This window comes from Dyella sp. 05T440, from assembly GCF_056395965.1.
In genome coordinates this window covers 151443-174824 of the sequence record NZ_JBFTKN010000003.1, presented here as the reverse complement: position 1 = coordinate 174824, position 23382 = coordinate 151443, and the positions used below count along the sequence as shown (strand labels likewise).

At 64.3% G+C, this 23382-nt stretch carries 29 protein-coding genes; 14 read left to right on the top strand and 15 right to left on the bottom strand.

From position 1 onward, the window contains the following. Position 1: 1 nt before the first annotated feature. The 4 genes from AC1DE1_RS05190 to AC1DE1_RS05175 form a co-directional block, all read right to left on the bottom strand. On the bottom strand, positions 2–724 hold the full coding sequence (locus AC1DE1_RS05190) for an SDR family oxidoreductase (RefSeq protein WP_477175587.1): 723 nt from the start codon (positions 722–724) through the stop codon (positions 2–4). A gap of 34 nt (positions 725–758) precedes the next feature. Then, on the bottom strand, positions 759–1355 hold the full coding sequence (locus tag AC1DE1_RS05185; RefSeq protein ID WP_477175586.1) for a TetR/AcrR family transcriptional regulator: 597 nt from the start codon (positions 1353–1355) through the stop codon (positions 759–761). Positions 1356–1450: 95 nt separating this feature from the next. After that, on the bottom strand, positions 1451–3373 hold the full coding sequence (locus AC1DE1_RS05180) for an FTR1 family protein (protein WP_477175585.1): 1923 nt from the start codon (positions 3371–3373) through the stop codon (positions 1451–1453). A gap of 91 nt (positions 3374–3464) precedes the next feature. After that, positions 3465–3884 (bottom strand): group III truncated hemoglobin, encoded by a 420-nt coding sequence (locus AC1DE1_RS05175; RefSeq protein ID WP_477175584.1) that lies wholly within the window; start codon positions 3882–3884, stop codon positions 3465–3467. Between the two features lie 213 nt (positions 3885–4097). On the opposite strand from AC1DE1_RS05175, the gene AC1DE1_RS05170 reads away from it, so the two are divergent. Next, positions 4098–4832 (top strand): nuclear transport factor 2 family protein, encoded by a 735-nt coding sequence (locus tag AC1DE1_RS05170; protein WP_477178936.1) that lies wholly within the window; start codon positions 4098–4100, stop codon positions 4830–4832. Positions 4833–4884: 52 nt separating this feature from the next. Then, entirely contained in the window at positions 4885–5319 is a 435-nt protein-coding gene (locus AC1DE1_RS05165; RefSeq protein WP_477175582.1) for a DUF6326 family protein, read from the top strand. Positions 5320–5337: 18 nt separating this feature from the next. Here AC1DE1_RS05165 and AC1DE1_RS05160 read toward each other — a convergent pair whose 3' ends face one another. Beyond that, on the bottom strand, positions 5338–5976 hold the full coding sequence (locus AC1DE1_RS05160; RefSeq protein WP_477175581.1) for an HD domain-containing protein: 639 nt from the start codon (positions 5974–5976) through the stop codon (positions 5338–5340). 139 nt (positions 5977–6115) lie between these two features. Between AC1DE1_RS05160 and AC1DE1_RS05155 the strand changes: the two genes are divergently transcribed. Beyond that, complete coding sequence (locus tag AC1DE1_RS05155; RefSeq protein ID WP_477175580.1) at positions 6116–7090, top strand: GlxA family transcriptional regulator; 975 nt, start codon at positions 6116–6118, stop codon at positions 7088–7090. A 5-nt stretch (positions 7091–7095) separates the two neighbouring features. Here AC1DE1_RS05155 and AC1DE1_RS05150 read toward each other — a convergent pair whose 3' ends face one another. Continuing rightward, positions 7096–8151: a DNA topoisomerase IB gene (locus AC1DE1_RS05150; RefSeq protein WP_477175579.1), complete on the bottom strand. Its 1056-nt coding sequence runs from the start codon at positions 8149–8151 to the stop codon at positions 7096–7098. A 56-nt stretch (positions 8152–8207) separates the two neighbouring features. Between AC1DE1_RS05150 and AC1DE1_RS05145 the strand changes: the two genes are divergently transcribed. Then, on the top strand, positions 8208–8852 hold the full coding sequence (locus AC1DE1_RS05145) for a hypothetical protein (RefSeq protein ID WP_477178935.1): 645 nt from the start codon (positions 8208–8210) through the stop codon (positions 8850–8852). A gap of 63 nt (positions 8853–8915) precedes the next feature. Further along, positions 8916–9143, top strand: coding sequence for a hypothetical protein (locus AC1DE1_RS05140; protein ID WP_441602245.1), 228 nt, complete (start codon positions 8916–8918; stop codon positions 9141–9143). Between the two features lie 3 nt (positions 9144–9146). On the opposite strand, the gene AC1DE1_RS05135 is transcribed toward AC1DE1_RS05140, so the two are convergent. The 5 genes from AC1DE1_RS05135 to AC1DE1_RS05115 form a co-directional block, all read right to left on the bottom strand. Then, entirely contained in the window at positions 9147–11291 is a 2145-nt protein-coding gene (locus tag AC1DE1_RS05135; protein WP_441602244.1) for an amylo-alpha-1,6-glucosidase, read from the bottom strand. Between the two features lie 4 nt (positions 11292–11295). Continuing rightward, on the bottom strand, positions 11296–12354 hold the full coding sequence (locus AC1DE1_RS05130) for a glycosyltransferase family 4 protein (RefSeq protein WP_441602243.1): 1059 nt from the start codon (positions 12352–12354) through the stop codon (positions 11296–11298). Between the two features lie 309 nt (positions 12355–12663). After that, positions 12664–13419: a response regulator transcription factor gene (locus AC1DE1_RS05125; protein ID WP_441602242.1), complete on the bottom strand. Its 756-nt coding sequence runs from the start codon at positions 13417–13419 to the stop codon at positions 12664–12666. A 125-nt stretch (positions 13420–13544) separates the two neighbouring features. Next, complete coding sequence (locus tag AC1DE1_RS05120) at positions 13545–14063, bottom strand: hypothetical protein (RefSeq protein ID WP_441602241.1); 519 nt, start codon at positions 14061–14063, stop codon at positions 13545–13547. 46 nt (positions 14064–14109) lie between these two features. Continuing rightward, complete coding sequence (locus tag AC1DE1_RS05115) at positions 14110–14400, bottom strand: glycine zipper 2TM domain-containing protein (protein ID WP_441602446.1); 291 nt, start codon at positions 14398–14400, stop codon at positions 14110–14112. Positions 14401–14666: 266 nt separating this feature from the next. Between AC1DE1_RS05115 and AC1DE1_RS05110 the strand changes: the two genes are divergently transcribed. Continuing rightward, on the top strand, positions 14667–14888 hold the full coding sequence (locus AC1DE1_RS05110; RefSeq protein WP_477175578.1) for a hypothetical protein: 222 nt from the start codon (positions 14667–14669) through the stop codon (positions 14886–14888). A 57-nt stretch (positions 14889–14945) separates the two neighbouring features. Here the strand turns inward: AC1DE1_RS05110 and AC1DE1_RS05105 are convergent, their stop codons facing one another. Beyond that, entirely contained in the window at positions 14946–15392 is a 447-nt protein-coding gene (locus tag AC1DE1_RS05105) for a ferritin-like domain-containing protein (protein WP_441602239.1), read from the bottom strand. A gap of 236 nt (positions 15393–15628) precedes the next feature. Here AC1DE1_RS05105 and AC1DE1_RS05100 point away from each other — a divergent pair, with 236 nt between their 5' ends. Beyond that, positions 15629–15856, top strand: coding sequence for a hypothetical protein (locus AC1DE1_RS05100; protein ID WP_441602238.1), 228 nt, complete (start codon positions 15629–15631; stop codon positions 15854–15856). A gap of 4 nt (positions 15857–15860) precedes the next feature. Here the strand turns inward: AC1DE1_RS05100 and AC1DE1_RS05095 are convergent, their stop codons facing one another. Next, complete coding sequence (locus tag AC1DE1_RS05095) at positions 15861–16235, bottom strand: response regulator (protein ID WP_441602237.1); 375 nt, start codon at positions 16233–16235, stop codon at positions 15861–15863. A gap of 159 nt (positions 16236–16394) precedes the next feature. On the opposite strand from AC1DE1_RS05095, the gene AC1DE1_RS05090 reads away from it, so the two are divergent. From AC1DE1_RS05090 to AC1DE1_RS05060, 7 genes are all read left to right on the top strand, one after another. Next, positions 16395–17252 (top strand): STAS domain-containing protein, encoded by an 858-nt coding sequence (locus tag AC1DE1_RS05090; RefSeq protein ID WP_441602236.1) that lies wholly within the window; start codon positions 16395–16397, stop codon positions 17250–17252. A 4-nt stretch (positions 17253–17256) separates the two neighbouring features. Next, positions 17257–17619: an STAS domain-containing protein gene (locus tag AC1DE1_RS05085; protein ID WP_441602235.1), complete on the top strand. Its 363-nt coding sequence runs from the start codon at positions 17257–17259 to the stop codon at positions 17617–17619. Beyond that, on the top strand, positions 17616–18020 hold the full coding sequence (locus AC1DE1_RS05080; protein ID WP_441602234.1) for an anti-sigma regulatory factor: 405 nt from the start codon (positions 17616–17618) through the stop codon (positions 18018–18020). Before AC1DE1_RS05085 ends, AC1DE1_RS05080 begins: the two co-directional genes overlap by 4 nt. Beyond that, on the top strand, positions 18011–19027 hold the full coding sequence (locus AC1DE1_RS05075; protein WP_477175576.1) for an ATP-binding protein: 1017 nt from the start codon (positions 18011–18013) through the stop codon (positions 19025–19027). Before AC1DE1_RS05080 ends, AC1DE1_RS05075 begins: the two co-directional genes overlap by 10 nt. Further along, a complete protein-coding gene (locus AC1DE1_RS05070) occupies positions 19020–19901 on the top strand; it encodes a sensor histidine kinase (protein ID WP_477175575.1) in 882 nt (293 codons plus the stop codon). The genes AC1DE1_RS05075 and AC1DE1_RS05070 overlap by 8 nt, the downstream gene beginning before the upstream one ends. Further along, positions 19888–21825: a hybrid sensor histidine kinase/response regulator gene (locus AC1DE1_RS05065; RefSeq protein WP_477175574.1), complete on the top strand. Its 1938-nt coding sequence runs from the start codon at positions 19888–19890 to the stop codon at positions 21823–21825. The genes AC1DE1_RS05070 and AC1DE1_RS05065 overlap by 14 nt, the downstream gene beginning before the upstream one ends. A 184-nt stretch (positions 21826–22009) precedes the next feature. Continuing rightward, positions 22010–22195: a CsbD family protein gene (locus tag AC1DE1_RS05060; protein ID WP_441602230.1), complete on the top strand. Its 186-nt coding sequence runs from the start codon at positions 22010–22012 to the stop codon at positions 22193–22195. Positions 22196–22253: 58 nt separating this feature from the next. Here AC1DE1_RS05060 and AC1DE1_RS05055 read toward each other — a convergent pair whose 3' ends face one another. Both AC1DE1_RS05055 and AC1DE1_RS05050 read right to left on the bottom strand, forming a co-directional pair. After that, the gene (locus tag AC1DE1_RS05055) at positions 22254–22943 is read right to left on the bottom strand and encodes a hypothetical protein (RefSeq protein WP_477175573.1); all 690 of its coding nucleotides are present in this window, start codon (positions 22941–22943) and stop codon (positions 22254–22256) included. Positions 22944–23035: 92 nt separating this feature from the next. Beyond that, entirely contained in the window at positions 23036–23317 is a 282-nt protein-coding gene (locus AC1DE1_RS05050) for a hypothetical protein (protein WP_441602228.1), read from the bottom strand. Positions 23318–23382 lie beyond the last annotated feature (65 nt).

Genomic DNA, 23382 nt, shown 5'->3' with positions numbered 1-23382 from the left:
ATCAGGCGGCGGAGCGACCGATCGATGCGCCGCCATCGACATACAACGTCTGCCCGGTGATAAAGCTGGCGCCATCAGACAGCAGGAACTCCACGGTCGCCGCCAATTCGTCCGGCTTGCCCAGGCGCTTCATCGGCACCACCGAGAGAAAGCGCTGCTCGGCCTCGCTGCCTTCGGGCGTGTTCGCACGGAACAGCTCCGTTTCGGTCGGACCGGGCGCCACCGCATTCACCGTGATGCCGCTTTCCGCGAGCTCCAGGCCCCAGGTGCGGGTGAAACTGTTCACCGCAGCCTTGGCGGCTGCATACGACGTGCGATTCGCATAACCCAGCGCGACGAAGCTGGTGATATTCACCACGCGGCCCCAGCCCTTGGCACGCATCTGCGGCAGCAGCGCCTGAACGGTCTGGATGGTGGGCACGAGGTTGATGCGCAGGATGTCGTCGAGATCGTTGAGGTCTACCTCGTCGATTGGCGCCACGCGCACATAGCCGACGTTGTTGACCACGCCGTCGAAGGAATATTGCTCGACCAGCGCCTTGAGCGCCTTGGCGGTGGCTGCGCGGTCGCCAAGATCGACGGACACCAGGGTGCCCGGGAAGTCCGGCTCGTCGATGTTACGCGCCAGGCCGACGACGTGATGTCCTGCGTTGGCGAGACGTTGGGAAATAGCGCGGCCGATGCCCTTGGTGGCGCCGGTGATGAGGAAAGTGCGGGGTGACATGAGGGGTAGTTCCAGAGGGGAATGGGGATGTTGTTCAGCGGTGTTTCGCGATGCCGGCGGCTTTCAGCGCCGTGGCTACGGCAGCCGTCATCGTGGTGCGATCGGGATCGACGCGGGCCATCACGCGCAGGCCGAGCATGACGGTCAGGAGATGCGCGGAAGCTTCCGCTGCGGAAACGGATGAGGGCACTTCACCGCTGCGGCGGGCGGCCAGCAGGCAGCGACGGAAAAAGGCGCGGATGGCGTCGATTTCGGCAGCAATCGCAGCGCGCAGTTCGGGCGCTTCGGGCGTGGCCTCCAGCGCCGAGTTCACCAGGAAACAGCCGCGCTGCTGCGTATCGGACAGCGAGCGCTCGATCACTTCCTGGAAGAACGCGGCGATCGCCTCGCTGGGAGCCAGTGACTTCTCCTGGCGGTCGATGCGCTCGCGGAGCGTTGCATCCAGATAGTGCTCCAAGGCGCGTTGAAACAGCGCCCGCTTGTCGCCGAACGCGTTGTACAGGCTGGTCACCGTCAGGCCGGTGCGCTCCGCCAGTTCACGCGTGGAGGTGGCCTCATAGCCACGCGCCCAGAAAGCCTCGGCAACGGCCTCCAGGGTCTTCTGTTCGTCGAATTCGCGTGGGCGGGCCATAACGCACCTTCATTCTGTATCGATTGATACAATAATATGTATCGACCGATACAGAATTCAAGTGCCGCCCGGCAGAGGCCTCCAGGGCGACAACTTCAGGTGGCGTTGGCCCGCCAGCGGTTGTAGGTGAAGCCGATGGCCAGCATCACGGCCACGGCCAGCTGCGCCAGCAGCGACTGCCAGGTGGGATAGATGCCCAGCAGATCGATGGACGGCACCGGGGCCACGGTGACGGCGGTCCATCCCGCTTCCTGCAACGCTGCCACGCCCTTGCCGGTCAGCACGATCGCCAGCACGGCGATCACCAGCGAACTCACCGAGAAGAACAGGCCCAGCGGCAGGCGCTGGCTGGTGCGCAGCAGTACCCAGGCAATGAAGCCCAGGATGATGGCGCCCACCACGATGCCAGCAAGCAACCACTGTCCCTGGCCTTCGTTCCACAGTGCCGTGTAGAACAGGATGGTTTCGAAGACTTCGCGATAGACCGAGATGAAGGTCAGGCCGAACACGAACCACGCTGAGCGACGATCGAGCGCCGTGGCCATCTTCGCCTTCAGATAAGACTGCCAGCGGCCGCCGATGCTCTTCTGGTGCATCCACAAGCCAACCGCAAGCAGCACGCCCGCGGCAAACAACGACGACAGGCCTTCGGTGAGCTCGCGGCTGGCGCCACTGATCGAGATGAAATAGCTCGCCACCGCCCAGGTGGCAGCGCCTGCCAGCAGCGCGAGCAGCCAGCCCGCGTGCACATAGCGGGTGGCGTCGTGCCGATCGGCCTTGCGCAGGAAGGCCAGCAGCGCCACGACCACAAGCAAGGCTTCCAGCCCCTCGCGGACCAGGATGGTGAGCGCGCCGATGAAGGTCGTCATCGGGCTGGCCGTGCCTTCCATCAGCAGGGATTGCGCTTGCGCAAGCAGTTGATCCACCGCGTGCGCCTGCGTGGTCACCGCATCGCCTGCCGCGGACTGCGACAGCGAGGTGCGATAGGCGCCCATGGCGGTTTCGATGCGTGCGCGCAACGCTGCATCGCGTGCATCCAGTCGCGCCTCCATGGGTTCGACGCCATCGAGATAAGCCGAGAGTGCGAGCTGTCGCGCTTCTTCAGGCTTGCCTCTGCGATACGCCTCTACGCTGTCGGCGACGCGAGTGCGCGCCAGTGGAATCCCGGCCAGGGCCTCGTGCACGGCCTCGGGATGTGCGCGCAAGTAGCCGACGATAAGGCGTGCCTGGGTCGTGCCGATCAGATCTGACAGACCGGAAACGCGTGCACGCGCCAGTTCGCTGGGCGATGCGATGGCGCCGCGGGCTTGTTGATCCTTGCGCCATGCCTGTTCGCCTTGCGCGCTCGCCTCGGGATAGGCGAGGGTGCCGACGTAATAGGCAAGCGACCAGCGGTCGTCGCTCGAGAGCGTCTGTGCGTAGCTGGCCATCGGCGTGCCGGCGACGCCCTGGGTGATCACTTCATAGAGCGACAAGGCACTGCGTTGATCGGCGCGCGATGCGTCGGTGAAATCGATGGGCCGCGGCGACAGCTGCAGTCCCGCCGGGCCATCGCCATGTCCACTCGCGCCGTGGCAGAGAGCGCACTGCGTCTGATAGAGCGCCGCTCCGCGCGCAAGCTCCGGTGCCTTGGTCGGTGCGGTGGGAATGGGATAGGCCTGCAGCAAGGTGTCGGTCAGCGCGTGCGCCTGATGGGCGACCTCGGACTCTGGCGCCTTGGCGTCGATCAGTTCGACCAATTTGTCGGCCTGTTCGCGCAGGACGGGCGAGGCGGAGCTGGGCGGCAATGCGGTCACGCGATCGCGCGCATGGCGCGCGAACTCGCGCATCTCGTCGTATTCCGAAGCGCTTACCACCTCGCCGTGTTTGACCGCGCCCGCGTAATCCGCGGCGAGGTAATCGAGCATTTGCCAAGTCTGCGGCACGCTGGCCGCGGGATCGTTGGCGTCCGCCTGGGCGTGGGCGGGCGGCGAGGCCAGGCCCAGCAGGAGGATCAGGAGCGGGACTGCGCGCAGCACATCACAAATGCGATTGATTCTCATCTGTGCAGTGTACTCTGACTCAGCGCCGTTGCGTCGTTCGTGCCGGCAAACGCGGCGTTCGGTTGCGTCAGGAGATGATGTGCAACGGACCCAGCACCCGCGAGGGGTGGTCGACCGACAAGCGTCCGTGACCCAGCCCCATGCTGAGGCCCTGCGCCACGCGCTCGGCGGTGCCGATGAACAGCTCGGCCGCCGGTGTGTCGAAGACCTCGCGCGCGGTTTCCCGCCACAACGCCAGCCAGCGATGAAACAGGTGCTGCGGGAACGCGGGCAGGGCGCGATGCACGCCCATCGGGTTGCCTTGATAACGCCCCGAGCGCAACACCAGGGACGACCAGAAGTCGCGCAACAGCACTTTGTGCGCCGGCCAGTCATGGACGGCCGCGTTGAACACGGGGCCCAGCTCGGCGTCCGCGCGCACCTTGTCGTAGAAGCGGTCGATCAGGGTGGCAATGCCGATGTCGTTGGCAGCGGGGAAAAGTGCCATGAGATGAAATCCATGCTGCGGAGCCTGCCTGCCTTGGGGACGGCGCGGAGCTCCATGATCGGGCTGATTCTGGTCGTCTTTGCCACACCGGTCGATGGATCGATTGCCGCATGCGTCGCACGCGGCCCTGGACCGTGGGGCATCCAATGACTTAAAGCACGGGTGTGGCATGGCGGCCGAGCGCATGCTTCACGGCATCGCCGGAGGGATGCCATGTTCAAGCGATCCATCGTATCGGGACTGATTGCCGCAGTGACCATCGTGCCGCTGCACGCGGCCGAAGCGCCGACCGCCTTGCGCGACGAGCTGGTGCAGACCACGCAGAAGCTGATGGACGCGCTACCCACAGGCGACAAAACCATCTGGGAAAAGGCGGTCACCGACGATGCGGTGATGATCGACGAGTTTGGCCGCGTCGCCAGCAAGGCCGAAACCATCGCCTCGCTGCACCCCTTTCCCGCCGGCATCACCGGCAGCATGGAGATGCGCGATCCGCACGCCTGGGTGCATGGCGACAGCGCCTTGCTCAGCGTGGAGCAGTACGAGCGCGAAACGTATTTTGGACAGTCCTTCGTCGTGCGCTATCGCGCACTGCTCACCTTCGTGAAGCAGGGCGGCGAGTGGAAGGTGGCCGGCTTCGAGGATGTGACCATTCCCACCGCGCCGCCGAAAATCGACGTACCAGGTCTTGTGCTGAATGATTACGCGGGCACCTATCGTTTCGCGCCGAATCGCGCATGGACGGTCTCGGTGGATCATGGCGTGCTCAGCTATGTCACGCGCGCCGGCGGCCCCGTCAATACCTTGCAGCCGGTGGCGAAGGACGTATTCATGGGCACGGATGACGAACGCAACCTGCTGGTGTTCCAGCGCGATGCCAACGGAAAAATCACCGCGCTGATCGAGCGACGCAAGTTCAACGATCTGCGCCTCAACAGGGAAGGCTGAGCGCGTCCCATCGGCGCACACTCCATTGACTCATCGCACGCAAGGAGCAGACGTGAATTCGCAACCAAGTGCCAAGGCGCCGCTCGAAGACCTGAAGGTGCCGGTCAAGCTGAAGCTCGCCGGGCTATGGACGAGCCTCATGTTCCTTTACATCTACGTCGATTACTTCGGCCTCTACCAGCCCGGCAATTTGCAGGACATGCTGAAGGGAAACATAGGCCCGCTCGGTCCCGCCACGCAGGGCGTTCTGCTGGGTACGTCACTGCTCATGGCCGTACCCAGCCTGATGATTTTTCTTTCGCTGGTGATGAGGCCGATGTTGAGTCGGGTGCTCAATATCTTCCTTGGCCTGGTCTACGCCATCATCATGCTCGTCACCATGCCGGGTGCCTGGACGTTCTACCTGGTGATGGGCGCCATCGAGATCGCGCTGTCCCTGCTTATCGTCTGGCATGCCTGGACGTGGCCCCGCCTGGCTACGGGTTGAACGATCGACGGCGAAGCCTCAGCCCGGCCAAGCCGAATGGAGGATGACGCTGCAGAAGTTGCCGCGATGGAAGTGCGGCTCCTTCAGGGCCATCACGTCGGCTTTGACATTGCCGAAGGTCGTGTCGGGCTTGTGGCGTATGCCCTGGTAGAACGCCTCGATGATGTCCTGCTTGAACTGCGCGCTGCGGGGATGCGCTTCCACCACGGTGGCGCGATCGCCATCGGCGACATTCGAAAAGCCCAGTCCGAGCACATCCATTTCCACGCCGGCGGTGAGCAGGGCGATTTCCGGGCGCATGAATTCGGGAATGCCCGGCGTGGTGTGCAGCGCGATCGAGGTCCACACCAGTTCGATGCTCTGCTGGGGAATGCCGTGACGGCGCAGGAAGTCCGCGGCCGCGTTGGCGCCATCCACTTCGAAGCGGTGGTCCGGGCTGCTGTGGGCAGGCATCAATCCCATGTCGTGGAACATGGCGCCGATATAGAGCAGTTCGGGATCGAAGCTGAGCTGCTTCTGGCGGCCGGTGAGTGCGCCGAACAGGAAGACGCGGCGCGAGTGGTGGTACAGCAGATCCGTTTCGGTGTCGCGCACCAGGTCGGTAACTTCCCGGGCGAGCTGGCTGTCCGGAATGGCAATGCCTGCAATCGTGGTCATGATGGATGCTCCAAGGTCGCCGGCATACGGCATGCCGCCTTCGCAGCCATTGGAACGCGAAATCCATCCGTCATGATTTGACTCAAAGTGGCAGATCATGCCATTTTGTGGCCAGGACGGACGCGTGCCGGAGGCGCCCATGATCCGCACCATCGCCATCCTTGCCTTTCCCGGCGTGCAGCTGCTGGATGTATCCGGGCCGCTTGACGTATTTGCCGAAGCGAATCGACGCCTTGGCAAGACGGTTTATCAGCTGCGGGTGGTGGGCACGTCCGCGCGTGCGATCGAAAGCTCGTCCGGCGTGCGACTGATGCCCGATCTGACCCTGCGCGATGCGCTCCCGCGCTTCGATACGGTGCTCGTGGCCGGCGCACCCGGCATGGCCCATGCGCCGACTCATCTCAATGCATTGGATTGGTTGCGGCGCGCAGCGAAGCGCAGTCGGCGCTATGGGTCCGTGTGCAACGGTGCCTTGGTGCTGGCGGCCAGCGGCCTGATCGAGGCGCGTCGAATCACCACCCATTGGGGCGTGGTCGACGTGATGCGTGAGCGCTATCCCCAGATCCAGGTCGAGCCCGATGCGCTTTATCTGCGCGATGGTCCGGTATGCACCGCGGCAGGCGTGACGGCAGGCATGGATCTCGCGCTCGCCCTGGTCGAGGAAGATCTCGGCCGCGAGGTGGCGATGCAGGTGGCCAGTGAGCTGGTGATGTTCTTCAAGCGTCCCGGCGGGCAACTGCAGTTCAGTCGTCATGGCGAAGCCGGGCTGGCGGGACATGCCGCCATCCAGGAGCTGCAGCGCTGGATTGGCGCCCATCCCGGCGAGGACCACTCGGTGGCGGCATTGGCGCAGCGTGCGGGCTTGAGTCCACGTCATTTCGCGCGCGTGTTCCATCAGGAAGTGGGCGTGCCGCCTGCGGAGTACGTGGAACAGGTGCGGGTGGAAGCGGCACGTCGACTGCTCGAACTGGGACAGGAACCGCCCAAGCGCGTGGCCAGCTTGTGCGGCTACGCGGATGCCAATGGGCTGCGCCGGGCCTTCATGCGTCAAGTTGGCGTGACGCCGGCGGACTATCGGCGCATGCATCGACCGGCTGCCGTCACTGAGGAGTGAACGACTCAGCGGCTGCGCGGACGATATTTCAAAAAGCGCAGCGTGGCGCTTTCCAGCTTTCTCGGTTGATGCGCCACCGACGCAGATACCAGGCGCTGCAGACTGCCATCCTTCCATCCCTCGAACGCCTTGGGGTGGATATACGACGTGCGGCAGACCTTGGGCGTGTTGCGCAGCGCGTCGGCCACCTCACGGACGACCAGGTTGATCGCTTCCTGCAGCTCGCGCTCGCTGGCCTCGGCCGGCATGGGCTGTTCGGCAAGCAGGCCGATCGCCATCACCGTACCGGCCCAGGTGCGAAAATCCTTGGCGGTGAAATCGCCGCCGCTGGCCTCGTGCAGGTAGTCGTTGACCATGCCCGAGTCGACGGCATGGCGCTTGCCGTCATCGTCGACGTATTGAAACAGGCGCTGTCCCGGCAGCTGCTGGACGCGTCGCAACAGGCGAGCCAGGCGTTTATTGCTGAGCGTCACGTCGCTCTGCTGTCCGCTTTTGGCGCGAAAAATAAGGTGCAGCTTGCCGGCTTCCGTGCGCAGGTGGCGCGAGCGCAACGTGGTGAGGCCGTAACTGCCGTTGTCCGTGGCATAAGCCTCGTTGCCCACGCGGATCAGCGTTTCATCCAGTAGCCGCACCAGCAGCGCCAACACCTTTTGCTTGGGCCAGCCGGGCAACGCGAGATCGAGACGAACGCGTCGCCGAATGCGCGGCAGTGCAGCCCCGAATTCGGCCATATGCGAAAACTTGCCGCCATCGCGCACGCGTCGCCAGCGTGCGTGGTAGCGATACTGCTTGCGACCCTTGGCATCGCGCCCGGTGGCCTGCAGGTGGCCGCGCGGGTTGGCGCTGATCCAGACATCGACATAGGCCGGCGGAATGGCGAGCAGGCGGATGCGATCGAGCACGCGTGCCTGGGTGACCCGATGCCCGCGGGCGTCGAGATAGACAAACCCCTTGCCCTGGCGACGACGACGCAGACCGGGTTCGTCGCCGCGCATGTAGACCAGGCCTTCGGACGCGGCATCGCGTTCGGGTCGGGTGGCTGCCTGTTGGGTCGCGGTCATGCGGCGAGGCTTTCACGGGCTGCGTGAATCGCCTGATTGGCTTTTGTGACCGGGGCATGGGCTTCGACTCGGGCGATGCCTGTGTAACCATCGTGCGCATGGATGAATTCGTCATGCCCAGGACGCTCAGCAAGGGGCGTACCTTCGTCTACCTGCTGCCATGGCGGGAGCAGGACCTGGTGAAAGTCGGCTACTCACGGCAGCCGCTGGTGCGCATGCGCAACCTGCATCGACGGTTTTTCGACGTATTCGATCTGGATCGCGGCTTGCTGCTGGAAACCGAACGGCTCGCCCAGGCGCGCCAGGTGGAGCGAAGCATCCTGTTGCGGCATGCCGAACAGCGTTCGCCGGCGCCGCTGGTCATACCTGATGCGGCAGCCGGTTACAGCGAATGGCTGCGCGGCGTCTGTCCCGAAGTGACTGCCGAGTTGCAGGAGGTGTCGGTCCGCGACGACCTGCCATTGCACACGCTCAAGGACTGGCTGCAACGGCGGTTCCAGAGTCAGGGCGACGGTCTCTACGAGTGGTCGCTGCGGATGCTGGAGGCCATCGAGTACGAGGCCTTCAATGTGCCGCGCGAACTGCAACGGGGCGAGGCGGCGCGTTCGCTGGCTTATGTGATGGATGCCTGCGAAGCGGTCGACGTGCCGCTGGCGGGGCTCTTTCCGGACACGGTGCTGGCGTGGCGAAGGCAGTTTTAGGCAAGACGCCCCGCTCGCAAAAATCCCACATCGCCGTGATGAATCCGGGCTTACGCTCCGCCCATGAAGCCCAACCGACTACGCCTGGAACGCAGCCTCGACGAACTGGACATCGAGGTGTCCTCGTTGCTGCAGGCGCATCCTTCGGCGACCGAATTCTGGCCGCGCTTCGCCGAGCTCGCCGACGAGCTGATGCAGCGCAGCGATCCGCTCGATCAGGACTGGTTGACGGCGCGCATCGGCGCCATGTTGACCACGCACGGCGTGCAGGGCTGCTATCCGATGTTCTAAGCGCTATTGCTCGACCTGGATGCGCAAGTCGTTGTCGCCACGTTCGCGGAAGGTCACCACGCGTCCGCCGATGCGTTCAAAGCCCAGGTCCAGTTGCGCGCCGCCCACTTCGAGGCCGTTGACGACCAGTCGGTCGATGCCTTGGGGCAGGCGCGGACGGCGCACGTGCACGATGCCGCGGCGTCCGTCGATCTCCACACCCAGACAGGCCTGCATCAGCATGAACATGGTGCCGGCCGCCCAGGCCTGCGGCATGCATGCCACCGGATAGGCCACCGGCGGCTCGCCCGCGCGGCGGGGGAAACCGCAGAACAACTCCGGCAGGCGCATGCCGAAGTACGTGGCGGCCTCAAAAGTCTCGCCGACCAGACGCACCACATCCGCGCGCTCGCCGTACTGCGCCATGCCTGCGGCGCCCATGGCGACATCGTGCGGCCATACCGAACCGTCGTGATAAGACATGGGGTTGTAGCGCGCCTGTTCGTTCGCCAGCGTGCGGATGCCCCAGCCGCCATCGAAGGCCGCCGAACTGAGCTGGCGGATCACCTGGCGCGCCCGCTTCTTGCGCGGCAGTCCCGTGTAAAGCAGATGCCCCACGTTGGAAGCGCGCACGCGGCATAGCGAATCGTCGCCGTCGCGGGCAATCGCGTAGTTGGCCAGGTCCTCATCCCAGAACAGCTCTTCCACCGCGTGCCGCATGTCGCTGGCGCGGGTGCGCCAGCGTGTCGCGCAGTCGCTGTCGCCGCGGTGCTCGGCCAGTTTCGCCATGCTGCGCAACGCGGCATAGACATAGCCCTGCACTTCGACCAGGGCGATCGGCCCCTGCGGAATGCGGCCATCGGCGTGGAAGACCGAATCGTTGCTGTCCTTCCAGCCCTGATTGACCAGGCCGCCCTCGGCACCGCGCGCATAGGCGAGAAAACCGTGGGCATGCGCATCGCAGGTGGTTTCAATCCAGCCCATGGCAGCCTTGAGCGAGGGCCATAGCTGGTCGATGAAGGCATAGTTGGCGGTGCGTTGCGCATAGGCGCCGGCCAGCATCACGAACAGCGGCGTGCTGTCCACGCCGCCGTAGTACAGACCGAAAGGCACTTCGCCCAGCGAGGCCATTTCGCCCGAGCGCGTCTCGTGCATGATCTTGCCCGGCGCGGAATCGCGGAATGCCGAGGTTTGCGTGGCCTGTCGACTGGACAGATAAGCCAGCACGCCGCGCGCCAGACTGGGATCCACCCATAGCGTCTGCAGGGCCGTGATCAGCCCGTCGCGCCCGAACGGCGTGGAAAACCAGGGGATGCCTGCGTAAGGGTAAGGGCCGGTAGGCAGGTCAGCTACCAGCAGCGCGATATCGGCGCGCGAGCGATCCAGCCAGTTGTTGAACAGGCGCGAATTGCTCTTCAGGCAGGCGCCACGATGGCGACGGCGGCGCATGGTGGCGCGCGCTGCGGCGGCGGCACTGCGGTAGCGTTCGCGTGTGGGTTGCAGATGCTCGTCGCCCACCTCGAGGTAAATCGAGGTGCTGCCCAATCGTGGTATGGCCAGCTCGAAGTCCGCCCGCTGCGCGGCGAGCTGATGCGGTTTTTCGGAAAACGAAATCACCGTGCTGCGCAACACCTCATCGAGCCCGCGATAACCGAGCTGGACGTGGTCGCCATGCAGCTGGGCGGGCAGTGCTTCGCCGCGCTGTTTGCGGGTCATGCCGCGCACTTCGAAGATGTCGCGAAAATCCGCATGGAAGCGCAGGCGCACCAGCACCGTCAGGTCGCTGTCGTCGAAGTTGTGTAGGTGGATCTGCTCGAACAGGCGGTTGTCCCACAACAGCCGCGTGCGTTGCACATGGATCACGCCCGCCGGCGCCGCCTTGCCGCCGGTGGGCGGCAAGGGCTCGTTGGTGAGGTCGGCGGTGAACAGCACGTTGTCGTGGCTCACCGCGCCGCTGAGCAGGGAAGGGCGCTCGCCGCCCAGTTCGAGAATCCAGTGGGACAGCACGCGCGTATCGTTGCGAAACATACCCTCTGCGCCGCCCAGCATGTCGCCGCGTGCGTCGCTCACGGCAAAGCTGTGCGCCGCCTTGAGCGCAAACATCGCCCGCGTTTCGCCGATGCTGAGGCTGTCCGTTATCTCATTGGGAGTAAACGCGTCTTCATTCATCCGCTCAGGTTCCTACCGCGCGAAGATCGGCCGACTCCATCAAGGCCTGGCGGTAGACCGTCTCGTACGCGGCCGCCATGACGTCGGCAGTGAAGCGTCGTTCGAAGACGCTACGGATACTCTTGCGGTTGAGCCTGGGGATGCGTTTGACGGCTTCGACCGCTTCGTCCTCACTGTTTACTATGAAGCCGGTCAAGCCATCGTCGACGACGCTGGGCACCGATCCGCAGTTCCATGCGATGACCGGTGTGCCGCAGGCCATCGCCTCGATCATCACCAGCCCGAACGGCTCGGGCCAGTCGATCGGGAACAACAGGGCGCGCGCGTTGCCGAGGAACGCCTCTTTCTCTGCATCGCTGATCTCGCCCACGTACTGCACCAGCGGATCGTCGAGCATCGGCGCGATATGCTCGTGGAAATACGCCTTATCCACCGCATCCACCTTGGCGGCAATGCGCAGCGGAATGCCGGCACGTCGCGCGATGGCGATCGCCCGATCCGGTCGCTTCTCCGGCGAAATGCGGCCGAGGAAGGCCAGATAGCCCTCGCCCGAGTGCGGGTGCGCACGATAGAGCTCGGCCGGAATGCCGTGGGGCACGGTGGCAAGCCAGGACGCATTCGGCATGGGCGCGCGCTGCTGCCTGGAGATGGAGACCAGCGGATACTGCGGCCAGCGCGCATAGGCGTCGGCCAGATCGGACAGATCCAGGCGGCCGTGCAAGGTGGTGATGGTGCGCGAGGCCACCGCTTCAAACGCCGGCAGGTGCAGCAGGTCGATATGGAAGTGCAGCACATCGAATCGATCGATCTGTCGCTGTACCTCGTGCAGCAAGGTCAGGTGCGCGGCGAGATCGGATTTCAGCGGCGATGGATCGAGCCGGATCGATTGCGCACGCGTGGCGCACAATCGCGCCCGGGTCTGGGCGTCGGCGCTGGCGAACAGGGTGACGTCGTGACCGCGTTTGACCAGGGCGTCGGTCAGATAGGCGACGATGCGCTCGGTGCCACCATAGAGTTTGGGCGGAACCGATTCATAGAGCGGTGAGATCTGGGCGATACGCACGGTCACCTCGCTGATGGCGGACGGCGCCGCGTGGCGTCATCGGTGGAAGGGTGCATCCATGCGGTAGGCCGGGCGACTGCGTTGATGCGCATCAGCCTGGCGGCTGCATGCGTCCAATCGGCGAGGCGGGTATCGCGGCGCTTGCGGTCGATGGTTTGCTTGCGCGGGGCGGTGTTGGTCCGTGCCTTCAACTTTGCGTGGTCGAAGGTGCAGCCTGCGTGGAGATGATGTTTGACGCCACCATTCTCGAAAAAACAACGGCCGCCGATTGCTCGGCGGCCGTCGCGTCGGTGCATGTGGGGCGCTGTATCAGGCCATCGCGAGAGTCGTGCCCGACGCCTTCGGCGTTGCGCCCTTGGCGGCGGGCGAGAGATCGGCAAGGCGATAACCGGCCGTCGGCAAGGTGTGCATCAAGGGGTTGGCAAACGGCTTGTCGATCGCGCGACGCAGGATGTACAGGTGCGAGCGCAAGGTGTCCGAATCGGGCAGCGATTCGCCCCACACTTCGCGTTCCAGGCGGGAGCGGCTGACCACGCGGGGCGATTCGCGCATCAGGATGGCCAGCAGGCGCAATCCGATCGGCGACAAAGTGAGCTCCTGCTCGGCGCGCGTCACGCTCAGCGTGCCGGTGTCGAAGGTGAGATCACCCACCGTGAGGACTTCACGCGACACCTGGCGCCGCTCACGACGGATGAGCGTGCGCAGGCGTGCTTCCAGCTCGCGCAGATCGAATGGCTTGCACAGGTAATCGTCGGCACCGGTGTCAAGACCGGCGACCTTGTCGTCCAGGGTGTTGCGGCCGGTGAGCATCAGGATGGGCGCGGCCAGCTTGTGCTCGGTGCGCAGGCGGCGACAGACCTCCAGGCCATCCATGCCGGGCAGCATGCCGTCGAGCACGACGGCGTCGTAGTCGTTGGACGAAGCCAAGTGCAGGCCGGTAATGCCATCGTAGGCGTAATCCACCGTATAGCCCTGGCTTTCCAGGTATTCACCCGTGGCCTGCGCGTTCTGGCGATTGTCTTCCACCAGTATCACGAAACCGGATCGACGTTTCTTGGCGTGCATGTCTTTGCCCCCACTGTGCTGTACGTGGTGAATGGCCGGATCAAATCGTTCCGGTCGTGAGCCACGTGTGAAAACCTCGTTGCCGCCGCTGGGTCGAGTCAGCTGGCGTCAGGATCGCCGCGGGCTCAGTGCACCCGCGCCTCCGAAGCGGTCGAGATATCGTCCGCATTGTTGCGTTTGAACACGTCCTTGGCGACATCCTTTTGCTTGCCGCTTTCCGTGTGCACGGAAATGAGGATGTTCCCCTCGCGGATCTTCGCGTCGTAGCGCTTGGCTTCGAACTCCGGCATGCCCAGACCCACCAGGCTGCCGACCACGCCGCCGGTGGCGGTGCCGACGGCCGCGCCGCTGAGTGCGGCCATGATCGGGCCGGCTGCGATAAATGGCCCGACGCCCGGTATCGCCAACGCGCCGACGCCAGCCAGCCAACCCAGTGCAGCGCCGACGCCCATGCCGGCGATGCCGCCCGCGGTTGCGCCCTCCGGCGCCTTGGTGTTGTGTTCGTGGGCGAAGTCCTTGGTGCCCCGGCGATCCGGCAGCAGGGCGGAAATATCGTTATTGGTGAACCCGGCCTGCTTGAGTTCCAGCAGGATCACTTCAGCCTGCTCCGAGGTGCGGGCCATGCAATAGACGGACGTTTGCATGCAGGAGTCTCCTAAGGGCGATGGATGGGCGGTGATACAGCGAGGATCAGTACTGCTCCTGATGGCAGCGGCGTTCGGTGGTATAGGTGGCGTTCTTGTCCTGATGCGATTTCTGCACCTGGTTGCCCACCACGCCGCCGGCAACCGCGCCGCCGACCGTCGCAAGCGTCTTGCCCTTGCCGCCGCCGACCTGGTTGCCGAGCACGCCGCCGGCGACGGCGCCGATGGCCGTGCCTGCAACGCGATGGGTATCGCTGGAATTGACCTGCTTCACCGGTACGTCTTCGCACACGGTGCGGGTTTGCGTCTGCGCAAACGTCGCACCCGTAAAAGTCATCAGGACGATGGCGAGAGTAGTGATGGCACGCGTCTTCATGCGTCGGTCCTCCGTTGGCATGGCAACGAGAATTACGCGCCAACAAGTGACCAGCCAGTCAAATTTCAATGGTGCAAGTCAGCTGCGGTTGCAGCAATCACAGCGGCGCGTACAGGCTGATGAATCGTTCCGATACGGCGCACCGTGAATATCGGTATTCACGCCGTGCGTGCACGCAGTTCAATCGCCAATGGCGAGGATGCAGGCGTCTACGCGGGAGTCGAACGATGATCGCCGAGAAATTCGTCATGTACGTCGCGCACGGCGAAGTGCCTGCGCCCACGCCCGATCCGGTCAAGCCGCCGGGGCCGCCCAGTCCGGTCGAGCCGCCCGCGCCCCCGGAGCCGCCGGTGCCCACACCCGCGCGTCCGCCATTGACCGATCCCGAGCCGCAGCCACCGCCGGTTGGCGATCCGGTGCCACCGGCGGAGCAGCAGCCGCAGATGTGATCAAGCAAAGCGACGGACGGCATGCCGTCCGTCGCAGGTCAACGAGATGGCAATGATTTACTGCACGGCGTGCTTGATCGCACTCATCTGATCATGGCCCTGGCGCACCGAGGTATAGGCCTGCTGGATGGATTCGCGGGCAGAGAGCGACAGCTTGTCGTCCTTGAGCGCTTCATCGTATTTGGCCTTGATGTGATCTTCGCCGCGTTCCACTTCCTCGATCACCGCCTTGTCGCCATGGCTCATGGAACTGCGCAGGCCGGTGAAGACGCGATGCGCCGAGGCGAGCACGGTGCCGTCATCGGCAGGCTCGCCGCCTTCGCGACGCACGGCCTCGCGCAGATGCGCGGCGACCTGGCGGCGCTCGGCGGCGCGGGTCAGGAAGAGATCGCGGAACTGGGCGTTTTCCGCATCCTTGGCCGCTTCGGCGTAACCGTCGACGCTGTCGATGGTGGTTTCGATCAGGCCGTTCAGTACCTTGATTTCGTGGTCGTGCTGACTCATGGGGAATAACCTCGTCGTGGGGTGTGCGAGGACGATGGCGGTCCGCTCGTGAGTGCACTGCCGCTCAAATGTGAAACATCCGGAGTGAGGCGCAGATCCACTTGTCGCATTAGGCTGACGTTGCAAGAGGGCTGTGCGCATCACGCGCAGCCGACATGTTCACGACGCGATGCATAACGTCGCGCCGCTACAACACAGGCGCCGAAGACTTTGGCCAGATGAGTCGCTGAGTCACCATGACCAAGAATCGCGACAACCTCGATAGCGATCTGGATCGACTGCAAGGCTATGCGCAGGCACTGGCCCGGAAATATCCGGAGCCGCCTTTGTTCTGGCAGGAATTCTCAGGCCTGGCGGAAGAAGTGCTGCGCAATGCTGCGCGCGACGATCACGATTGGGCGCTGCAGCGTATTCGCCGCATGGTGGCGGAGGTGGGCATGGGGGCTCCGCCGGCCAGGACGTGATCGATCAGGCCACGGCCTTGGCGGTTGCGTCGATGGCCGCAAGCAGTGTTCGACGGTCATACGGCTTGTTCAGATAGTGAATGCCCGATGCCAGCCATGCGGGATCGGGCACGGCCTCGCCCGAGGTCATCAGCACGCGCAGCCCCGGATGGGCCAGTCGCGCGAGGCGCGCCAGTTCCGCGCCGCTCATGCCGCCGGGCATGTTGATATCGGTAAACAGCACGTCAGGCTGGCCTTGTTTAAGCCATTCGCTAGCCAGTTCGCCATTGGCCATCGCATGCACGCGATGGCCCTGCGACTCCAATAACACGCTCGCAATCGTGCGGATGCCGTCGTCATCTTCGACGAGAAGAATGGTCAGGACGTGATCGGAGCTCATGGAGTCGCTTAGTGGACGAAAGGCTGTAACCGTTCTGTCTAAGGGCGTGAGCGTCAACGGCGTGTCAAATTTCCATACACATCGACCTTTTGCTCAGCGCCTATTCCCAAGCCCTGCTTGATCCCGGATGATGAATGAATTCAATGGGGAGACTGCCATATGTCGATTCTCAAGCCGGCAACCATCGACGCCATCAAGAACAACGAGCCTGCCTTGCTCGCAGGGTGGGTCGCGAACTTGGAGCAGGGTGGTTCGCTGTCGGATAACCGCATCAGTCGCGACGACGTGAGCCGCCAGGCGAAGGAATTCCTGGCCTTGCTGGTGAGCGCGTCGGCCACGGGCGATGCGGCCGACCTGTCAACGACCGATTGGGCGGAATCGCGCCAGTTCCTCGAAACGCTGTCGCGCAGCCGCGCGATGCAGGGCTTCGACTCGTATCACACGGCGCACTTCATCTTTTCGCTGAAGCGTCCGTTGTTTGATCTGCTGCAGAAGACCTATGCGAGCAATCCCTCGGTGCTGTCAGGTGAGCTGTGGGCCATCTCCGAGCTGCTCGACACCTTGGGCATGCACACCATTCGCGCGTTCCAGAAGTCCCGCGAAGAAGTGATCCGCCGCCAGCAGGAAGAACTGCTCGAGCTTTCCACGCCGGTGGTCAAGCTGTGGGATGGCGTGCTGGCCTTGCCGATGATCGGTACGCTCGATTCGCAGCGCACCCAGGTGGTGATGGAGTCGCTGCTGCAGCGTATCGTGGAAACCGGTTCGGATATCGCCATTATCGACATCACCGGCGTGCCCACCGTGGATACGCTGGTGGCCCAGCACCTGTTGAAGACCGTGACGGCGATCCGGCTGATGGGCGCGGACTGCATCATCAGCGGCATCCGGCCGCAGATCGCGCAGACCATCGTGCATCTGGGCCTGGACCTGGGCGGTATCGTGACCAAGGCCAACCTGGCCGACGCGCTGGCGCTGGCGCTCAAGCGCTCGGGCCTGAGCGTGACGAAGGCCGGGTAAGCTCATGGATCGCATTCCCATTCTTCGCATGGGTAGCTTTCTGCTGGTCACCATCCAGGTCGACATGCATGACCAGCTCGCCATGACACTGCAGGACGATCTCTCGGCCAAGATCAGCGAGACCTCGGCCAAGGGTGTGCTGATCGATATTTCCGCGCTTGACGTGGTCGACTCCTTCATCGGCCGGATGATCGGCATGATCTCGGGCCTGTCGCGCATCATGGATGCCGAGACCGTGGTGGTGGGCATGCAGCCGGCCGTGGCCATCACCCTGGTGGAACTGGGTCTCACCTTGTCCGGCGTGAGCACGGCGCTCGATGTCGAGCGCGGCATGAAACTTCTGCGCGAGCGTGTCCCGACGCAATGAGTACGCCGCGCAGTGGAACCTACGCCATCCGCTCTGAGCAGGACGTTGTGCTCGGGCGCCAGGCCGTGCGCAAGCTGGCCCAGGAGTGCGGCTTGCGCCTGGTGGATCAGACCAAGCTGGTGACTGCGGTCAGCGAGCTGGCGCGCAACGCCGTGATCTACGGCGGCGGCGGAGACATGGATTGGACGATCGTGGAAGAGGGTGCACGCAAAGGCGTGCAGCTGGTTTTTCGCGATACCGGTCCGGGCATCGCCGATCTGAAGCAGGCCATGACCGATGGCTGGACGTCCGGCAACGGCCTGGGGCTTGGCCTGGCGGGTGCCAAGCGGCTGGTCGATCAATTCGAAATACAGAGCGCGCCGGGAAAGGGAACGCGCGTCACCATCACCAAATGGAACTGACGCTGCCCGGATCGCTCGGCGTCGCCATTGCGATCGATGAAATTACCCAGGTCGGCCAGGCGCGCCGTTACGCGCAGCAGCTGGCCGATGAAGCGGGTTTCGACGATGGCGACGCAGGGCGTGTCGCGCTGGTGGTGACCGAGCTGGCCACCAATGTCATCAAGCATGGCCGTGGAGGCGCGGTCTATTTGCGAGCGGTCCCTGGGCGACGCACGCGCGGCATCGAGATCATCGCGGTGGACCGCGGACCGGGCTTCAGTCTTGCCCATTGCCTGCCGGACGGCTTCTCCACCGGCGGCACGCGGGGCATCGGGCTCGGCGCCGTGGTTCGCCAGTCGCAGGTGATGGATGTCTACGCCGATAGCCGCGGCGCGGTGGTGCTGGCCCGTTTCTATCCGCGTCAGCAGGCCGACGATGATCTGCGTTTCGGCGTGAGCCAGACGGCGTTGCATGGCGAAGCGTATTGCGGGGATGGCTGGGCGCTGGCGAGCAAGGGCACCACCTGGTCGTTCCTGATGGTCGACGGGTTGGGACATGGCGAAGCCGCAGCGTTGGCCGCAGAGGCCGCCGTCAAGGCCTTTGTCGCCCAGCCGCTGGCCGAGCCTGCGGCTCTGATGGCCGATCTGCACCAGGCCATGATGGGTACGCGCGGTGGTGCGGTGGCCTTGGCTCGCGTGGACACTGCCCAGGGAACGTTGCGCTTTTCCGGCATCGGCAACATCTCTGCGTCGTTGCTCACGCCGGAGGCCACGCGCGGCCTGGCCTCCCACCCCGGCATTGTCGGTGCGCAGTTTCGACGCGCCCAGGCCTTCGATTTCAGCGATATCATCGGGCAGTTGCTGATCATGCATAGCGACGGGCTGCAGTCGAGGTGGCGCATGGCGGATTATCCGGGCTTGTGGCAGCGGCATCCGGCGGTGATTGCCGCGGTATTGCATCGCGACTTCAATCGGATTCGCGACGACGCCACCGTCATGGTGATCTCCCTGGAGCGGACGCATGGCTGAATCCACTGAACCCCGTTCCGAGGCATCCATGCGCGAGGAGTTGGAGCGCTTGCGCGAGGAGTCGGAGTCGCTGCGCGCCGAGCTTGAGGAAACCAATCAGGGCGTGGTTGCGCTCTACGCCGAACTGGACAAGCAGGCCGAGCAGTTGCGCGAAGCCTCCGAGCTGAAGAGCCGCTTCCTGTCCTATATGAGTCACGAATTCCGCACGCCGCTGGGTTCCATCCTCAGCATCGCGCGCATCATGACCGACGAAATGGATGGCCAGCTTTCGGAAGAACAGCATCGCCAGGTCAAGTACATCTCCAACGCCGCGCGCGAACTGAGCGACATGGTCGACGACTTGCTGGACCTGGCCAAGATCGAGGCGGGGCGCATCACCATCTCGCCGGCCTGGTTCGACATGGTGGACCTGTTCTCCGCGCTGCGCGGCACCTTCCGTCCGATCACCGAGCTGACCGACGCCGACCTGATCTTCGAAGATCCCGAAGGCATGCCCAAGCTCTACACCGACGACCGCAAGGTGGCGCAGATCCTGCGCAATTACATCTCGAACGCCTTGAAGTTCACGCCGCGCGGCACCGTGAAAGTGTCGGCAACCCTGCAGGACGACGGCACCGTGTGCTTTGCCGTGCGCGATACCGGCATCGGCATCCCGCAAGACCTGCAGCAGGATCTGTTCAAGGATTTCAGCCAGCTGGAATCGCCGTTGCAGAAGCGCCTGCGCGGCACCGGCCTGGGTCTTGCGCTGTGCAAGCGCTATGCGGAATTGCTCGGTGGCCACGTCGGCATGGAAAGCAAGCCGGGCGAGGGTTCGGTGTTCTTCGTCGTTCTGCCGCGCACGCTCCCGGAGGCTGCTGCCGATGCCACGCCATAACCCGCTGCTGATCGTCGACGACAACGCCGCGACACGCTACTCGATGCGGCGCGTGCTCGAGCGCCACGGCTATCCCGTGCTGGAGGCAGGCACCGGCGCGGACGGCCTCGCCTTGATGGCGCAGCATGTGTTTGCCGCCCTGATCCTGGACGTGAATCTGCCCGATATCAGCGGCTTCGACATTGTCCGGCACCTGCGTAGCCAGGCGCCGACGCGCTTGCTGCCCGTCATCCACGTGTCGGCCGCGTCGATCGAAACCAACGATTTGATCACCGGCCTGGATGCGGGCGCCGATGCCTACCTGATCCATCCGGTGGACCCGGACGTGCTGCTGGCCACGTTGCGCACCTTGTTGCGTGTGCGTATTGCCGAAGATGCGCTGCTGGAAAGCGAGGCGCGCTTCCGCGAGATCTTCACCAGCGCGATCGCACCCATCGCGGTGATGGACTCGGGCCTGGTGATCCATGAGGCGAACGAGGCCTTCATGCGGCTGCTGGACGGCGCCGTGGACGACGGCAGGTTGCCCGCGGCGTTCGAGCACAACCAGGAAGATGCCATCGAGCAATTGCGCACGCATCTGTCGGAGCGCAAGCGCTGGCGTGGCACCTTCTCCATGAGTATTCGCGGCGTCGCTCGTTACATCGAGTGGCGTATCGCGCCGTATCGTGCGCCGGACCTGGGCCTGGTGTTTGTCGAGGATGTCACCGAGCAGTGGCGGCGCGAGCAGCGCCATGTGGCGGCCCTGGCCTCGGTCAATACCCAGCTGGCCCAGGAAATCGCCGAGCGCGAACGCACGGAGTCGCAGCTGCACCAGGCCATGAAGATGGACGCGCTGGGCAAGCTGACCGGCGGCATTGCGCACGACTTCAACAACCTGCTCACCACCATCATCACCGGCATCGACCTGATGAGTCGCCATGTCGCGGAGGGTCGCGTGGAAGGCGTGCAGCGCTTTGCCGATATGGCGCTGGGTTCGGCGCGCCGCGCCGTGTCGCTGACGCATCGCCTGCTGGCCTTTGCGCGCCAGCAGCCGCTCGATCCCAAGCCGGTGGACATCAATCAGCTGATGCGTTCGCTCGGCGACCTGCTGCGCCGGACCATCGGCGAGCATATCGAGTTGCGCTTCGATTTGATGGACGGCACCGGTATCGCCAAGGTCGATGCGAACCAGCTGGAAAACGCCATCATCAACCTGGTCATCAATGCACGCGACGCCATGCCCAACGGCGGCGAGATTCGCGTGCTCACCTCCACGGTCAGCCTGGAAGGCGACAGCGAGTTGCCCGATGGCGACTATGTGCAGGTGGCGGTGATCGACAATGGCACCGGCATCGAGCCTGAAGTGCTGGAGCGCGTGTTCGAGCCGTTCTTCTCGACCAAGCCGATCGGCAAGGGCACGGGCCTGGGGCTGTCGATGATCTACGGGTTCTCGCGGCAGTCCGGCGGTCGCGTATCCATCTGCAGCCAGAGCGGCGTGGGCACGGAAGTGCGGATCACCCTGCCGCGCGGACACTTGCAGGTGGAAGAGGAAGTCGATGCTTCGATCGACCTGGTGCAAGGGCAGGGCGAAAGCATCCTCATCGTGGAGGACAACACCTCGCTGCGCGCGCTGGCCCGCGAGCTGCTCTCCGATGCGGGTTATCACTGTACCGAGGCAGAGGACGTGGAGGCCGCGTTGCGCGCCCTGCGCGGCGATGCCGCCATCCATCTCCTGCTGACCGACGTTGGCCTGCCGGGCATGAATGGCCGGCAGCTGGCTGAGGCGGCGCGCGCATGGCGACCGGCGTTGCCGATTCTCTTCATGACCGGCTACGCCGAGCGTGCATTGACCGGCGAAGAGTTGCTCGACGAAGGCATGGACATCCTGATCAAGCCCTTTGAGATCGACCAGCTGCTGACCAAGGTGCGCGACATGCTCAATTGAGAGCGCCGACTGGGGCGTGAATGCGCACGTGCTGCGCATCTGTCCTTGCCGTGCAGCTAACAAGTGGCGAGCGCAGCTGAAGACGCATTCAGAAGAACGCCGTGTTTTCTTCTATTTTCACAGGGCGGGCACCACCCAATTCCTAAAAACGTCCTGTCGCAATTAGGCGGCTCTGGAGGATGTTATGGATAAGAATCGCGTTGAAGGCACCAAGCATGAAGTAAAGGGCGCTATCAAAGAAGGCGTCGGCAAGATCACCAACAATCCCGCCAAGGAAGTCGCAGGCAATATCGAAAAGAATGCCGGCAAGATCCAGAAGGAAGTCGGCAAAGAGCACGATCGCCAGCGCGACCTCGATAAGCACCATTAATTTGCACGTACTTACGCTCTAACAGGGAGAGCGGCGCTCGGCAGGGCGCCGCTACTCTTCAGCCCGGACTGATTTCCCTGAGCACATCGGCACAGCGCACGCCTTCGCTGGCCATGCGCAGGAGCAAAGCGCGCAGATGCTCATCATCGCGCCCGCAGGGCGTATCCAGGGCCAGATCCGTCAGCAGCACGATATTGCTGAGGATATTGTTGGCACGGTGGACGGCGCCCATCGCGGCGGTGGACGTTCCATTCTCCGTACCCAGGATCTGCCAGCACAGCAGTGGCCACATCAGCATGCGGATCTCGGCCAGCAACGCGATGGTATCGCTGACATCGACGTCGTCGTGGGTGAAATAGACACCCAGCGAACCGAATTTCATGGGGCCTTGCTGCAAAGCCACCGCAGCGCCGCCGGCAATACCCAGCTTCGCCAGCCAGGGGTCGCGGCTGAACATGCTGCGTTCGAGCGCAACCGGCGTGGGCGCGCTGAATAGGTGTTCGATCGTGCTGCCACCCAGCGGATACAGATCGCGCGACAGGGCTTGAGCACTAGGGCCATACGACGATGCGAGCGAGCCATGCGTGCCCGCGCCGTTGAGGCGCAATACCAGGCACACGTCGGCGCCAACCTGTTGCCCGATGGTGGCGAGCAGCCACTGCATCGCTTCGGTCGCCGAGGGCCGGCCGAACGCTTCGCCGATCCAGCCTGGGATGGCGCTGCTGAAGCTCGACGGCGATGCATTCATGGCTTGCCTGCAGTCACCGCGTTCGGTGACAGAGAGATCATTCGGTGCGCTCACGCGCTCGGCCAACAGGGTGTCCAAACCCTCCGTCCAGCTCACCAGCGTAGGCGAGCCCGCGCGCGCGAGGCTCGCTCGCCAAGGTGAACGCCCGTCCACGCCACGCCAAACGCCAACGGTAACACCGCCAGGCGCAGCGCGGGCGATACCAGTCCACTTCCGGCAAGCAGCATGCAGGCCAACACCAGCAGCAGATCCGCCCCCAGGCGCCTGCGCCGGCAATCGGCAACTTTCCTGAGGTAAATGGCCATCGCCTCGTCAAACGCCGCCCGTTCCCCGAGCGAGGTGACACTGCGTTCCCGCGTGGCCATCATGCGCATTCGCTTTCCCCCAGCCTGGCGCCCCTACGGCGCGTGAAGGCATGGTAGCGGCTGAGAAGGTGATG

What these genes read in the sequence shown, in the direction of transcription:
- AC1DE1_RS05190 (WP_477175587.1), bottom strand. Translation starts at nt 724, where the DNA reads ATGTCACCCCGCACTTTCCTCATCACCGGCGCCACCAAGGGCATCGGC.
- AC1DE1_RS05185 (WP_477175586.1), bottom strand. Translation starts at nt 1,355, where the DNA reads ATGGCCCGCCCACGCGAATTCGACGAACAGAAGACCCTGGAGGCCGTT.
- AC1DE1_RS05175 (WP_477175584.1), bottom strand. Translation starts at nt 3,884, where the DNA reads ATGGCACTTTTCCCCGCTGCCAACGACATCGGCATTGCCACCCTGATC.
- AC1DE1_RS05170 (WP_477178936.1), top strand. Translation starts at nt 4,098, where the DNA reads ATGTTCAAGCGATCCATCGTATCGGGACTGATTGCCGCAGTGACCATC.
- AC1DE1_RS05160 (WP_477175581.1), bottom strand. Translation starts at nt 5,976, where the DNA reads ATGACCACGATTGCAGGCATTGCCATTCCGGACAGCCAGCTCGCCCGG.
- AC1DE1_RS05155 (WP_477175580.1), top strand. Translation starts at nt 6,116, where the DNA reads ATGATCCGCACCATCGCCATCCTTGCCTTTCCCGGCGTGCAGCTGCTG.
- AC1DE1_RS05150 (WP_477175579.1), bottom strand. Translation starts at nt 8,151, where the DNA reads ATGACCGCGACCCAACAGGCAGCCACCCGACCCGAACGCGATGCCGCG.
- AC1DE1_RS05145 (WP_477178935.1), top strand. Translation starts at nt 8,208, where the DNA reads ATGGGCTTCGACTCGGGCGATGCCTGTGTAACCATCGTGCGCATGGAT.
- AC1DE1_RS05140 (WP_441602245.1), top strand. Translation starts at nt 8,916, where the DNA reads ATGAAGCCCAACCGACTACGCCTGGAACGCAGCCTCGACGAACTGGAC.
- AC1DE1_RS05135 (WP_441602244.1), bottom strand. Translation starts at nt 11,291, where the DNA reads ATGAATGAAGACGCGTTTACTCCCAATGAGATAACGGACAGCCTCAGC.
- AC1DE1_RS05125 (WP_441602242.1), bottom strand. Translation starts at nt 13,419, where the DNA reads ATGCACGCCAAGAAACGTCGATCCGGTTTCGTGATACTGGTGGAAGAC.
- AC1DE1_RS05120 (WP_441602241.1), bottom strand. Translation starts at nt 14,063, where the DNA reads ATGCAAACGTCCGTCTATTGCATGGCCCGCACCTCGGAGCAGGCTGAA.
- AC1DE1_RS05115 (WP_441602446.1), bottom strand. Translation starts at nt 14,400, where the DNA reads ATGACTTTTACGGGTGCGACGTTTGCGCAGACGCAAACCCGCACCGTG.
- AC1DE1_RS05110 (WP_477175578.1), top strand. Translation starts at nt 14,667, where the DNA reads ATGATCGCCGAGAAATTCGTCATGTACGTCGCGCACGGCGAAGTGCCT.
- AC1DE1_RS05105 (WP_441602239.1), bottom strand. Translation starts at nt 15,392, where the DNA reads ATGAGTCAGCACGACCACGAAATCAAGGTACTGAACGGCCTGATCGAA.
- AC1DE1_RS05100 (WP_441602238.1), top strand. Translation starts at nt 15,629, where the DNA reads ATGACCAAGAATCGCGACAACCTCGATAGCGATCTGGATCGACTGCAA.
- AC1DE1_RS05095 (WP_441602237.1), bottom strand. Translation starts at nt 16,235, where the DNA reads ATGAGCTCCGATCACGTCCTGACCATTCTTCTCGTCGAAGATGACGAC.
- AC1DE1_RS05090 (WP_441602236.1), top strand. Translation starts at nt 16,395, where the DNA reads ATGTCGATTCTCAAGCCGGCAACCATCGACGCCATCAAGAACAACGAG.
- AC1DE1_RS05085 (WP_441602235.1), top strand. Translation starts at nt 17,257, where the DNA reads ATGGATCGCATTCCCATTCTTCGCATGGGTAGCTTTCTGCTGGTCACC.
- AC1DE1_RS05080 (WP_441602234.1), top strand. Translation starts at nt 17,616, where the DNA reads ATGAGTACGCCGCGCAGTGGAACCTACGCCATCCGCTCTGAGCAGGAC.
- AC1DE1_RS05075 (WP_477175576.1), top strand. Translation starts at nt 18,011, where the DNA reads ATGGAACTGACGCTGCCCGGATCGCTCGGCGTCGCCATTGCGATCGAT.
- AC1DE1_RS05070 (WP_477175575.1), top strand. Translation starts at nt 19,020, where the DNA reads ATGGCTGAATCCACTGAACCCCGTTCCGAGGCATCCATGCGCGAGGAG.
- AC1DE1_RS05065 (WP_477175574.1), top strand. Translation starts at nt 19,888, where the DNA reads ATGCCACGCCATAACCCGCTGCTGATCGTCGACGACAACGCCGCGACA.
- AC1DE1_RS05060 (WP_441602230.1), top strand. Translation starts at nt 22,010, where the DNA reads ATGGATAAGAATCGCGTTGAAGGCACCAAGCATGAAGTAAAGGGCGCT.
- AC1DE1_RS05055 (WP_477175573.1), bottom strand. Translation starts at nt 22,943, where the DNA reads ATGAATGCATCGCCGTCGAGCTTCAGCAGCGCCATCCCAGGCTGGATC.
- AC1DE1_RS05050 (WP_441602228.1), bottom strand. Translation starts at nt 23,317, where the DNA reads ATGCGCATGATGGCCACGCGGGAACGCAGTGTCACCTCGCTCGGGGAA.